At 72.4% G+C, this 12819-nt stretch carries 9 protein-coding genes; 4 read left to right on the top strand and 5 right to left on the bottom strand.

Going from position 1 to position 12819, the window contains the following annotated elements:
- Window positions 1-75: 75 nt before the first annotated feature.
- The 3 genes from OG410_RS06740 to OG410_RS06730 form a co-directional block, all read right to left on the bottom strand.
- A complete protein-coding gene (locus tag OG410_RS06740; RefSeq protein ID WP_329298289.1) occupies window positions 76-2166 on the bottom strand; it encodes a HEAT repeat domain-containing protein in 2091 nt (696 codons plus the stop codon).
- A gap of 262 nt (window positions 2167-2428) precedes the next feature.
- On the bottom strand, window positions 2429-4297 hold the full coding sequence (locus tag OG410_RS06735) for a phosphatidylglycerol lysyltransferase domain-containing protein (protein WP_443063721.1): 1869 nt from the start codon (window positions 4295-4297) through the stop codon (window positions 2429-2431).
- Window positions 4298-4775: 478 nt separating this feature from the next.
- Window positions 4776-5126 carry a hypothetical protein gene (locus tag OG410_RS06730; RefSeq protein ID WP_329298288.1) on the bottom strand — a complete coding sequence of 117 codons (351 nt, stop codon included), beginning with the start codon at window positions 5124-5126 and terminating at the stop codon, window positions 4776-4778.
- Between the two features lie 206 nt (window positions 5127-5332).
- Here OG410_RS06730 and OG410_RS06725 point away from each other — a divergent pair, with 206 nt between their 5' ends.
- Window positions 5333-6094: a hypothetical protein gene (locus OG410_RS06725; protein WP_329298287.1), complete on the top strand. Its 762-nt coding sequence runs from the start codon at window positions 5333-5335 to the stop codon at window positions 6092-6094.
- Between the two features lie 132 nt (window positions 6095-6226).
- Window positions 6227-6889: a sigma-70 family RNA polymerase sigma factor gene (locus tag OG410_RS06720; RefSeq protein WP_329298286.1), complete on the top strand. Its 663-nt coding sequence runs from the start codon at window positions 6227-6229 to the stop codon at window positions 6887-6889.
- A 132-nt stretch (window positions 6890-7021) separates the two neighbouring features.
- Here OG410_RS06720 and OG410_RS06715 read toward each other — a convergent pair whose 3' ends face one another.
- On the bottom strand, window positions 7022-8101 hold the full coding sequence (locus OG410_RS06715; RefSeq protein ID WP_329298285.1) for an NADH:flavin oxidoreductase/NADH oxidase: 1080 nt from the start codon (window positions 8099-8101) through the stop codon (window positions 7022-7024).
- Window positions 8102-8272: 171 nt separating this feature from the next.
- Here OG410_RS06715 and OG410_RS06710 point away from each other — a divergent pair, with 171 nt between their 5' ends.
- The gene (locus OG410_RS06710; RefSeq protein ID WP_329298284.1) at window positions 8273-8629 is read left to right on the top strand and encodes an ArsR/SmtB family transcription factor; all 357 of its coding nucleotides are present in this window, start codon (window positions 8273-8275) and stop codon (window positions 8627-8629) included.
- Between the two features lie 191 nt (window positions 8630-8820).
- Complete coding sequence (gene helR / locus OG410_RS06705) at window positions 8821-10968, top strand: RNA polymerase recycling motor ATPase HelR (RefSeq protein WP_329298283.1); 2148 nt, start codon at window positions 8821-8823, stop codon at window positions 10966-10968.
- Between the two features lie 305 nt (window positions 10969-11273).
- Here the strand turns inward: helR and OG410_RS06700 are convergent, their stop codons facing one another.
- Window positions 11274-12623 carry an FAD-dependent oxidoreductase gene (locus OG410_RS06700; protein WP_329298282.1) on the bottom strand — a complete coding sequence of 450 codons (1350 nt, stop codon included), beginning with the start codon at window positions 12621-12623 and terminating at the stop codon, window positions 11274-11276.
- Between the last annotated feature and the right edge of the window lie 196 nt (window positions 12624-12819).

The raw sequence follows: 12819 nt of genomic DNA, 5'->3' as shown, positions 1-12819 counted from the left end.
TCCTCACCCTCGGTACCCCGTGCCGGCACCACCCCGCGGATCCCGGGTCTGCGGATCCCCGGGTCCGCGGTCTCGTCACGAGGCCTCCAGCGCCGTCCGGCAGGCCCGCAGGAGCAGTTCGTCATCGAGCACGTCGTGGCTGCCGTGACCGCCGGAGCGGGCCCGGTGCCGCCGGGGCGAGGCCAGTTCCGTACGGACAAGGTCGTGGACGGGTGCGCCCGCGACGCCCATCCGGACGAGGCACGCGGCGATGGTGCCCCGGGTGTACGGGTTCTGCCGCCAGGCTTCACGGAACACCGGCAGGACCGGTTCCGGATCTCCGGCGATGTCCCACAGGGCGCAGGCGGCGGCCGTCCGCTCCCACACTCCGGCGGAGTCCGTCAGGCGGCGCAGTCCGGGGAGCGCGGGCGCGGCCGCCGCCCCCATACGACCGAGAGCCTGGGCCGCCGCCCCCCTACGGCTGAGGGCCTCGGCCGCCGCCCGGCGGCTTCCCGGGGCCCCCTCCGGGGCCAGCGCCCCGAGCAGCACCGGAAGGACGGCCTCCACGTCCCCCTCCACGGACCGCAGCGCGTCGGCCGCCGCCACGGCGTTCTCGCCCGTCAGCAGGTCCCGCAGCGACGGTACGGCCTCACGCGCCCGCGGACCGAAAGCGCCGAGCGTCCTGGCCAGCGCCTTCACCAGAGCGTCCCGGAGCCGCAGTTCGCGCGGTGTGCCGTTCAGCAGCCGCAGCACTTCCGGTACGGCCGCGGCGTACCGCAGTGTGCCGAGTCCGCGGAGCAGCGGCGCGGCTCGGTCGTAGGTGTCCGGGGAGTCGAGCGGGACCTCGGCCAGCCGCTCGCGCAGCAGCGGAGCCAGGGGCGCCGCCACCGGGCCCAGATGTCCGACCGTGTCACCTGTCTCGTTCGGCACGACCGGGTGGCGCAGCACCTCGGCGAGGGCCGGCACCGCCCGCGCGTCCCCGCAGCGGGCGAGGGTTTTGAGGGGGCGGTCCAGGGTCGCCGTGCTTCGCCCCCGGGAGTCCGTGCCCGACTCCACGAGGGCGGCGAGCCGGTCGGCCGCCGGAGCCGCCAGAGTGAACAGGAACTCCAGGACGGACACCGCGGCGCAGCGCAACCGCTCCTCGTCGGAGCCGAGTTGCTCACCGATCAGCGCGACCGGTTCCTCGTAAGAGGCCCGCCATTCACGGAACAGGCCCGCCGACATCCACACGGCATTGCACCGGTCGGCCGTGGTCCGGCTGCTCAACTGTCCCTCGAGGAGGGCGATCCGGTCCGTGGTGCGGGCGCCGAGCGCCTTGTGGAGCGTCCGGAGGAGTTGAGCGCCCTCCTCGTCCGCGGGGCGCATACGGCGCAGACTGCCGATGAGGGTGTCGGTGGACGTCCGGACGGGCTCTGTGGACGGCCGGATCCCCTGTGACCTGGTGTGGAGCAGTGCGACGACGGTGGGTACGAGGTCGGCGGGCAGCCGTTCGGGGGCGCACGAGGCGAGCTGTCCGAGCGCCGCGAGCCGCAGTCCCGGATCGTGCGGCGAGCCGCACAGCGACACCAGACAGTCCACCGCAGCGGCCGTGCAACCGCCGTGCAGCCGGGCGAGGAGCCCCAGGCTCTCGACCAGTGCCAGCCGGACACCGTCCTCCTGTTCGTCCCGCAGCCGCTCGCTCAACAGGGCCAGGACGTGCGGCGGTTCGTCGTGGAAGCGTACGAGCGCCGACGACGCGGCGCGGCGCACCTCCGGGTCCGCGTCCGTGACGAGGCCGAGGAAGACCGCGGCACCCGCCCGGACCGCGGCGTGCGCCATCGCGTAGTTGTCGTCCTCGGGGTCCTCCGCGCCCTGTCCGCCTCCGGCCCCGTCCTCGCCGTCCCCGAAGCCGTCCCCGAGGATCTCCCCGTCCTCCGATCCCCCGATGCTGGCGAGCAGTTCCACGATTCCGCCCCGGTCGGGAAGTCCGGGGTGTCCGGCGAGCGCGAAGAGGAAGGGGACGGACGCGAGCGTCGAGTCGTACACATCGCCCTGGTGGTGCACGGCTCCGTACATCCCGTCGAGCGCGGTCTCCCGGTCCTGGGGGAGCGGCGAGGCGAGTGCCCGCAGCAGCTCCGGCACGTCCGCGGCGCTTCCGTAGGCATGCTCCATCGAGGCCCAGTCGACCTCGTCGATCCCCCTGAACACGGTGTCCTCCCCAGGCGTACGGCCATTGATCGTGAGTGTGCACCACGGCACTGACAGTGACGCCCGGGAGCCGTCCCGTCGACGGCGTCGGTCCGGCCAACTACGGAGCGAACGGCCGTTTCCCGACGGTCGGCCGCAGCGACGCCGCCGACGGGAGGACCCGGCCGGGGGAGGTGCGAGTCGTGAGACAGCGCCGCCGGGCACCCTCCTGGGTGCCCGGCGTGCGTGTCGACGGAACGCGGCGGCCGCTCGCGCCGAATGTCTAGTCGCGCGGCGCGGACGACAGGGGACGACCGGAGTCGGCCGAGGACGCCGCCGGGGGCGGTTCGGGGGACCGCCGGTCCGGGTGCGCCGGTCGCCGGGAGGCGAACCGGGGCATGGCCGGCGGGGTGAGGAAGCCCTCCGCGCGGGCCGCTGCGATGCCGATACGGGGAAGGTCCGCGCTCTTCTCGAACAGGAGATAGCGAGGTTCCCAGACCGGCCGGTACTTGGCGTTGGCCCGGTAGAGCGATTCGAGCTGCCACCAGCGCGAGAGGAACGTCAGCACCGAACACCACAGCCGCAGCACGGGTCCCGCGCCCAGCCGGGTACCGCGTTCGAAGACGGACCGGAACATCGCGAAGTTCAGGGAGATCCGCTCGACGCCGAACTCCTCGGCGCGCAGCAGCAGTTCGATCACCATGAACTCCATGAGCCCGTTGTCGGAGTTCCGGTCGCGGCGCATCAGGTCCAGTGAGAGTCCCCGCTCACCCCACGGCACGAAGCTCAGCACGGCCCGGGGCTCGCCTTCGTTGTCGTGGCACTCCAGCATCAGGCACCGTCCGTCGGCGGGGTCTCCCAATCGGCCGAGCGCCATGGAGAAGCCGCGTTCGGTAGCTCCGTCGCGCCACTGGTCCGCCTTGTCGGTCGCCGCGGCCATCTCGGCTTCGGGGATGTCCTCGTGCCGTCGTACGCGGACCGTGTAACCGGCGCGCCGGATCCGCTTGTGCGCCTGTCGGACGCCCCGCATGGCGCGCCCCTCCAGAGTGAAGTCGGACCGGTCCACGATGGCTTCGTCGCCGAGCTCCAGGGCGTCCAGGCCGTGCCGGGCGTAGACGGTCCCGGCCTCCTCGCCGGCGCCCATCACGGCGGGTGTCCACGCGTGCCGCCGTGCCTCCCGCAGCCACGCCTCGATCGCGCCGGGCCAGGCTTCCGGGTCGCCGATGGGGTCGCCGGAGGCGAGGGTCACGCCGCCGCCGACGCCGTACGCGATGGCCGCCTTGCCGCTCGGGGACCAGATGACGGCCTTGTCACGGCGCAGTGCGAAGTAGCCGAGCGAGTCGCGTTCCCCGTGCCGGGCCAGCAGGGCTCGCAGCCTGGTCTCGTCCTCCTCGCCGAGGAGTTCGAGACCGCGCGGCGAACGGAAGCACGCGTAGAGCACCAGCAGGAACGTGGCGGCCACCAAGGCGTTGACGAGTATGTCGACCCAGCGGGGGGCGACGACGCTGTCGAACCGGTCGGCGAGCGGGCCGACGCTGATGCCACGCAGCAGGGTGTACGCGATCCGGTCGCTCAGCGGTGTTCCCGTGACGCGGTTGGTGGCGCTGACGAGCAGGGTGCCGAGGGTGGCGCTGACGAGCAGACCGCCCGCGCCGACGGCCAGCGCGAGACGGGGATTCGAGCGGTCCCCGACGGCCTGGAACTCCTTGCGCCCCAGCAGGAGGGCGAGGACGAACAGAGCGGTGAGCAGGGCCGAGATCCAGTTGAAGACGTGCTGCCGGTAGCGCTCCTGGGTCAGCGCCGCGGTGTAGAGCGCCAGGAGCGGTCCGGCGAACAGCAGGTTGAAGATCCAGGCGGCTCGTTTGCGGCGCCGCATCACGAGTGCGAGAAACAGGGCCAGCGCCGCCGAGATCAGCCCGGCGGTGGCCAGATAGGGCGTGAAGAACTCGCCTCCGTTGTGTTCGTGCACCTCTTCGCGGAAGGGCAGCGAGATCACGGCGACGATGTTGAGGACGGCGAGCAGCCGCAGATACCAGACCGTGAACGCGGCGGCTCGTGGCCGGATTCCGTCCCCTGCTCGTGCGGACCTGGCCCCGCGGCGCGGGTTCGCGTTCCGCTGTTCCGGGATGAGCACTGACTGTTGTACGGACACCGTGGAGCATCACCTTGGGGAGAGGCCGGGAGAACCGGTGGGGACAGAGGCCGGAACACTACATCTTGTAGGGAAGGGGGAGGTTATGGCCAGTCAGAGGCGGGGTGAAGAGGTAAGGAGGTGTTGAGAATGCGGGGAGCGGGTCCGTGTCGGGCCGGCCCGACGGACGTCGTTCGGCGCCGACGGCGGGCGGGGTCCGGCCATGGACGCGGAGCGGTGGACTCCGGCCGTGGACGCGGTGCGGCGGACTCCGGCTGTGGGCGCGGAACGGAACCGGCGGGCCGCGGCTCGGTCTTGGCCACGGCCGAGCCGGTGTCGGCGGGGGAGAACCGGTCTCGGCAGGGGGAACCGGTCTTGGCGGGGAGAGTTGGTTCGGCAGAGGAGGGCTGGTGCCGGCGGGGGTGAGCTGGTGTGGGCAGGGGTGGGCCGGGTGTCTCCATGTCGCTCGTCCCTCTCGACGGCGCCCGTCGCGGATCCCTCAGGGGCGGTGCGAGACGCCCTGGTCGCCGCCGGAAGTCCCGAACGGTCCGCCCGGACGCGGCTTTCCGTCGTCGCAGCGCGGACGGTCGCGCGTGGTCGCCCGCCACAGGAGGTCACCGAGCGCCGCGCCCGCCGAGACCAGGGCCGTGATCACCCCGGCCATGGTCAGTCCGTCGCCGAGGTGCGGGCGGCCGTGCAGGGCGTGTACGTCGAAGCCGCACAGGTGGTAGACGCCCAGCGCGGCGATCCCGAGGCTCGGTACGAGCAGTGCCAGTACGGACGCCGGCCCGCGTGCCGCGCGCCCGGTGTCGCGATCCTTCACGGGCTCCCCCTGCCGTACGACGCTCACCGCCGGGACCCTACAGTACGTAGGGTCTCGCTGTCCTGGCCGTGCATCCACGGTGCTGCCGTGACTACCCCGGACGACGGCCGCCATGCCGGGCGGTGGTGCCCGGACCGCGTGATCCGGATCACGGGTGCGCCACCCGCCCCGCGTCCGCGGATTTCCGTACCTGTTCATGACGTCCGGGCCCCGGATGCGAGGATGAGGCCGTCATGACTGCCGGGTGGTGTACGCGCATGCTGCGGGCCGTGATGTTCGCGGCCGTCTGTGTGGTGCTCGCCGCCCTCGGTCACGTGATGATGTCCGGCTCCCCGGTGGCCTGGTGGGCGCTGGCGGGCGCGGGAACGGGGACGGCCGGAGCGGGCTGGTGCCTGGCCGGCCGTGAGCGCGGGCTTCCGTTCGTCGTGTCCGTCGTGGTGCTCGCCCAGGGCGCCCTCCACAGCGCGTTCTCGATGGCCCAGTCCCTCGCGTTCGCCGCGGACGCGGGTACGGGCTCGGGTGCCGGACCGGCTCAGTCCGGCAGGGGCGTCATGGACGGCATGTCGATGGACGCCATGGGCTCGATGGGCATGAGTTCTATGGATGTCATGGATATCGGGTCCATGGGCATGGGCTCCATGGGTTCCCTGACCATGGATTCCGGGACCATGGGTTCAGGGGCCATGGTGCATCTGTTCCCCTGGGGAGCCGACGCGGGCTCGCCCTCGTCGTACGGCATGTTCGCCGCCCACCTGCTCGCGGCGCTGCTGTGCGGCCTCTGGCTCGGGCACGGTGAGCGCGCCGCGTTCCGTGTCCTGCGGGCGGTGGCCGGCCGACTGGCCGCGCCCCTGCGGCTGTTGCTCGCCCTTCCGCTGCCGCCGTACAGGCCGACGCTCCGGGTGCGCCGACGCTCGTCGGACCGCGCCCCGCGCCTTCTCCTTCTCGTTCACGCGATCACTTCCCGGGGTCCGCCCGTGGGGACCGCTGTCGCCTGAGACAGCCCGCTCCCCGAAGCGCCACCTGTGTGCTTCGGGCACCGGTCGTACCTCCTGTACGGCCGCACCCCACCACCGGACCCATGGGCCTCGCGCCCGTCCGGATCACGGATGACCCGAGAAGGACACCTGGTGATCACTCCTGCCCTGCCTGTTTCCCGCCCCGGACACGAGAGGTGGAACGAAGACGGCCGAGCGGTGTCGGCCGACGAGTCGGCGACCGCCTGGGCACTGGCCGCCCGCGCCGGTGATCCGGCCGCCGTCGAGCGCTTCGTCCGCGCGCTGCACCGCGATGTCGTGCGCTATGTCGCCCATCTGTCCGCCGATCCACAGGCCGCCGAGGACCTCGCCCAGGACACGTTCCTGCGGGCGCTGGGCAGTCTGCACCGGTTCGAGGGGCGCTCGTCGGCGCGGACCTGGCTGCTGTCCATCGCCCGCCGGGCGGTGATCGACAGCCTGCGGTACGCCGCCGTCCGGCCACGGTCGACAGGCACCGCGGACTGGCAGACCGCGGTGGAACACGCGCAGCCGACCGGCCTGCCCGGCTTCGACGACGGCGTCGCCCTGCTCGAACTCCTGGCCGCGCTTCCGGGCGAGCGGCGCGAGGCGTTCGTCCTCACCCAGATGATGGGTCTGCCCTACGCGGACGCCGCTCTGGTCAGCGGCTGTCCTGTCGGAACGGTCCGCTCCCGCGTGGCACGTGCCCGCGCGACCCTGATCGCGCTGCTCGCCGAAGCGGAGGCCGAGGTGACGGCCGAGGTGACGGCCGACAGGGCCGCGCCGAGCGCCGCCTGACCGGGCGGGGCAGGGGTCCGGCCTTCGGTACGGATGGTGGCACGGCACGTCGACCACCCTCACCGAAGGCCGGCCCTCGCTCCGTCGTCTCCGCGCCGGCCCCCGCTCCGCCGTCTCCGCGCCGGCCGGCGCCTACACGGACCGGTGGTACTGATCGGGCACGTGGACCTCGGCATCGAGTTCGCGTGCCGCGAGCCGGGCGAAGGACGGGTTGCGCAGCAACTCCCTTCCCAGCAGCACCGCGTCGGCCTCCCCGTTGGCGACGATCTTCTCGGCCTGCTCCACCCCGGTGATGAGACCGACGGCGGCGACGGCCAGCGGGGTCTCCCTCTTCACCCGTGCGGCGAACGGGACTTGGTAGCCGGGTCCGACGGGAATGCGCACGCCGGAGGCGTTACCGCCCGTGGAGACGTCGAGCAGGTCCACGCCGTGCTCGTGCAGCTCGGCGGCGAAGCGGACGGTGTCGTCCACGCTCCAGCCCGCGTCCTCCAGCCAGTCGGTCGCGGAGATGCGGAAGAAGAGCGGCTTGTCCTGCGGCCAGATCTCCCGTACGGCGTCGACGACTTCGAGGGCGAACCGGGTGCGGTTCTCGTGCGAGCCGCCGTACGCGTCGGTGCGGTGGTTGGAGTGAGGGGAGAGGAACTCGTTGATGAGGTAGCCGTGGGCGCCGTGGATCTCGACGATCTCGAAGCCGGCCGCCAGGGCGCGGCGCGCCGCGTCGGCGAACTGGCCCACGATCTCCCGGATCCCGTCGACCGTCAGCTCGTCGGGAACCGGGTGCTTCTCGTCGAACGCGACCGCGCTCGGGGCCAGCGCCCGCCAGCCGTGGGCGTCCGGGCCGACGGGGGCGCCGCCCTTCCAGGGGCGGTCGGTCGAGGCCTTGCGCCCACCGTGGCCGAGCTGCACGGCCGGCACCGTTCCCTGCGCGGAGAGGAAACGCGTGATGCGACGGAAGGCCTCGACCTGGGTGTCGTTCCAGATGCCCAGGTCGTACGGGGAGATCCGACCCTCGGGCGAGACGGCGGTCGCCTCGACGATGACCAGTCCCGTCCCTCCCGTGGCGCGGGCCGCGTAGTGGGCGAAGTGCCAGTCGTGCGGGGCGCCCGCCGAGGGGCCCTCGGGAGCGGCCGAGTACTGGCACATCGGGGGCATCCACACCCGGTTGGGGATGGTGACTTCGCGCAGGACGCAGGGCTCGAAGAGAGCGCTCACGACCGACTCCATTCGTGGCGGGACCGGTGTATGCGTCGTACGATAAGCCTCGTAGTACGGTGAGTGTCAAACTACGACGTCTCTCGTACAATGACGGTGTCGGGTGAAGCCGCCGGACGATGCCGAAGGTGACGGGGCGAAGGCCGAGGTCCCGGACGAAGTGGAGCTGCCGTGACGACCGCCGCCACCACCCCGAGTGGCCGTGATCTGCCGCATCCCGCGCGTGAGGAGATCCGGCTGGAGTCGGTGCTGCACGCGCTGTCCGACCCCATGCGGCTCCAGATCGTCCGTGAGCTCGCCGCCGTAGGCAGTGAACTCTCCTGCTCGGACTTCGTCCTGCCGGTCACCAAGTCCACGACGACGCACCACTTCCGGGTGCTCCGTGAGAGCGGGGTCGTCCGTCAGGTCTACCGCGGGACGGCGAAGCTCAACGGCCTGAGGACGGACGACCTCGACGCACTCTTCCCCGGACTCCTCGGCCGTGTCCTGGAGGCCGCCGCACGACAGGCCTCGCGCCCGGCGCAGTGACGCCTCACGGAGCCCTCTTCCGATGCCTCGCGGCGCCGCTTCCGACGCCTCCGGGTTCCGGGCAGAAGAAAAGGCAAGGGGGAAAGTCATCCCTTGCCACTCTCAACTTATAGCGCACCGGGGGGCTTGCGGCAAGGCCCCGGTGGTCCCGCAGAATCACTGGCCGAAGCCAGAACCTGCGGAAAGTTGACATGAGCCCTCTGACCACCAGCGCGTTCCGCCTTCCCGGCCGGCTCTCCGCCAAGGCGGACCCGGCACTGATCGCCGGGGACGCGCGGCACTTCGCGGCCGTCGCGGAAAGCCTCGAACGCGCGATCGCTGAACTGTCCGACCGCCTCGACGCCGAGCGCAGGGCGCCCGGCGGCCTCGGCCGCGAGGCGATGGAACGAGACCTGGAGATCCACCGGCTGACCGGCCGGCTCCGCGCCCTGCGCCGCTTCGGACTCGACCTGTGCCTCGGACACATCGTCGCCGAGGACGGCTCCGGACCCGTGTACATCGGACGCCTCGGCCTCACCGACAGCGAGGGCCGCCGGCTGCTCACCGACTGGCGCTCTCCCGCCGCCGAGCCGTTCTTCGCCGCGACCCACGCCCGTCCGATGGGTCTGGCGAGCCGCCGCAGGTATCGCTGGACCGGCGGCCGGATCAGTGACTACTGGGACGAGGTGTTCACCGCCGACGGACTGGAGCGGCACGCCGCGCTCGACGACCAGTCCGCCTTCATCGCCGGCCTCGGCGGCAGCCGGTCGGCGCGGATGAGGGACGTGCTCGCCACCATCCAATCCGACCAGGACGCCGTCATCCGCGCGGGATCGCGCGGCGCTCTCGTCGTCGACGGCGGTCCCGGCACGGGCAAGACGGTCGTCGCGCTGCACCGTTCCGCCTACCTCCTCTACTCCGACCCCCGGCTCGGCCACCGGCGCGGCGGCGTGCTGTTCGTCGGTCCGCACCAGCCCTATCTGGCCTACGTCGCCGACGTCCTGCCCAGCCTCGGCGAAGAGGGCGTACAGACCTGCACACTGCGCGACCTCGTCGCCGAGGGGCCCGGGGCGACGGTCGAGCCCGACCCGGACGTGGCCCTCCTGAAGTCGTCCGCGGACATGGTGAAGGCGATCGAGACGGCCGTCAGGTTCTACGAGGAGCCGCCTGCCCGGGGGATGACGGTCACGACCCCGTGGGCCGACGTCCTGCTGAGTGCCGACGACTGGGCCGAGGCGTTCCAGGCGGCGGAACCGGGCACTCCGCACAACGAGGCGCGCGACCAGGTCCGGGAGGCGCTGCTCGCGATCCTGACGGACAAGCACGACGACGGCGTCCCGCCCGAACTGCTGCGCAGGTCGCTGCTGCACGACCAGGAGCTCGTCGGCACCCTCGACCGCGCGTGGCCGCTGCTCGACGCGGCCGACCTCGTCGCAGACCTGTGGTCCGTACCCGCCTACCTGCGGTTGTGCGCCCCGTGGCTCGGCCCCGACGACGTCCGCAGACTCCAGCGCCCGGACGCCCAGGCGTGGACGGTGTCCGACCTGCCCGTCCTGGACGCGGCACGACAGCGGCTCGGCGACCCGGAGACGTCCCTGCGAAGGCGCCGCCACGAGGTCTCCGTGGCCGCGGAACGCGAGCGCATGGCAGGCGTCATCGACAACGTGCTCGCGGCCGACGACGACGGCGAGGGCGCGGTGACGATGCTGCGCGGACAGGACCTGAGGGACAGTCTGATCGAAGAGGGCGGACTGCCCGTCGCCGAACCGGACCTGCTCGCCGGGCCGTTCGCGCACATCGTCGTCGACGAGGCCCAGGAACTGACCGACGCGGAATGGCAGATGCTGCTCCTGCGCTGCCCTTCCCGGAGTTTCACCATCGTCGGGGACCGCGCCCAGGCCAGGCACGGTTTCGCCGAGTCCTGGCAGGAACGGCTCGGGCGGGTCGGACTCGACCGGATCGACGTGGCCTCGCTGACCATCAACTACCGGACGCCGGAAGAGGTCATGACGGAGGCCGAGTCCGTCATCCGGGCCGCGCTGCCGGACGCCAACGTGCCCACCTCCGTGCGCAGTTCCGGCATCCCCGTGGTCCACGGCTCGGTCGCGGACCTGGAGTCGGTGCTCGACACCTGGCTGCTCGAACACGCCGAGGGGATCGCCTGCGTCATCGGTGATCCCACGTTCCGGGCGACCTCCCGGATCCGTTCGCTGACACCGGAGTTGTCGAAGGGGCTCGAATTCGATCTGGTCGTCCTCGTCGACCCGGAGAAGTTCGGCACGGGCGTGGAAGGCACGGTAGACCGCTATGTCGCGATGACCCGGGCGACGCAGCGACTCGTCATCCTCACGAGTACCTGAGGCCGGCGGACACGGTGCCGACGCGCCTCGGGCCGGCGCGGGCGCTGGAGGCGCGAGGTGCGCTGCGGCCGTGCCCCGCGGTACCCGCCCGCCGCCCGGGGCGCGACACGCCCCCGCGACGGCGGCCGGCACCCAGCCGTTCGTGGCGGCGTCAGAACCCGGCCGTTCGTGCCCTCGTGAAGACGCGTGCGTCCGCGGTCGTGAGGCGCCGCGCCGTCCGCGCGGTCGTCGGGAACCGGCCGTCCACGCTGCTGTCGGGAGTCGGCCGCACGGCGAGCCGCCGGGAGTCGCCGGCCCGTGCCGCGTCAGAACCCGGCCGTTCGTGCCGCCGTCCAGAGCGCGTCCCAGTCGGGGAGCTTGACCACCTCGCGGCCCAGCCGTGCTCCCAGCTCCGCCTCGGCTCGCTCGATCGCCTGCCATCCGGCCCATTCGACCGGCCGTATCCCCTCGGCCCGCAGCGCCGCGAGCGGATCATCGGCGGCCTCTCGCCTCACGAGGCCGGGGGCGTCCTCCAGCAGGGAGGTCACCGTCTCCTTCGCGCACGGGCGATTGGTCCCGATGACACCGGTCGGGCCCCGCTTGATCCAGCCCGCCACATACTCGCCCGGCGAGACGACGCCGTCCCGCAGGACCCGTCCCGCCCGCTGCGGGACCGTGCCACGGTCGGCGTCGAACGGCAGTCCGTCCAGCGGCACCCCGCGATAACCCACCGAACGCAGCACCAGCTGGGCCTCGATCTCCTCGAACCGGCCGGTCCCCGTCACCCCGCCCGCCCCGTCAGGCACCGTCCGCTCGAAACGCACCGCGCCCACCCGGCCGCCGTCGGGAAGGAGTTCGACGGGCCGCAGGAAGAACCGCGGGCGGATGAGACGCGGCCTGCCCTGCGGCGCTGCCGCCGCCCAGCCTCGGAGGACCTCCACGTTGCGGCGCTGCGCGGCGGGCAGCCCCGACGGATCGAGGTAGGCCGGATCGAGCGCCAGCTCCGCCTCGTCCACGCTGATGTCCGCCTCCGGCAGGCCGCCGAGCTCGCGCAGTTCCTTCGTGGTGAAGCGGGCCTGCGACGGTCCGCGCCGCCCGACCATGCTGATCTCGGTGACCTCGCTGGCGGCCAGCGCGCCGAGCGCCGCCTGCGGTATGTCGGTGGGGCTCAGCTCGGGCGCGGTGCGGGCGAGGATCCGGGTCACGTCGACGGCGACGTTCCCGACACCGATGACGACGGCCGAGCGCGCACCGGCCACGAAAGCGTCCGCCGCGGCGTCGGGGTGCGCGCTGTACCAGGAGACGAACTCGGTCGCCGACCAGCTGCCGGGCAGCTCCTCGCCGGGCACGCCGAGATGCCGGTCGGTGGAGGCGCCGACGCAGTACACGACCGCGTGGTACAGCTCCCGCAGCCGCGCCACCGGCACTCCGCCGGGTCCCACCTCGACGCCGCCGAGGAAGCGCACCCGCTCGTCCTCCAGGACGGTCCGCAGATTGTTCTGGAGCGACTTGATCTTCTCGTGGTCGGGTGCCACGCCGTAGCGCACCAGCCCGTACGGGCAGGGCAACCGGTCCAGGACATCGACGCGGACGTCGGGAGGTCCGCTCCGCTGGACAAGCCCCTGTGCGCTGTAGACCCCACTGGGCCCCGAACCGACGACGGCGACACGCAGCACTGCGGAACTCCTTACCCGAGGGATCAGGAAGATCGCTGACAGGACATCGCTGGTGCTCCCAGGATCGCACCACCCGGTGCTCCGCTGACAGGGTGCGGAGCGTGCCGGTCGCGCGCGTGTCCGTTCCTGGGGGATGTGATGATGCGGTTACGTTCCGTTTGTGCCAGACGCATCGTTCCTCAATCTGTCCGACCGC

This window comes from Streptomyces sp. NBC_00659 (assembly GCF_036226925.1).
Taxonomy (GTDB): Bacteria; Actinomycetota; Actinomycetes; order Streptomycetales; family Streptomycetaceae; genus Streptomyces.
This window is presented reverse-complemented; position numbering and strand designations above follow the sequence as displayed.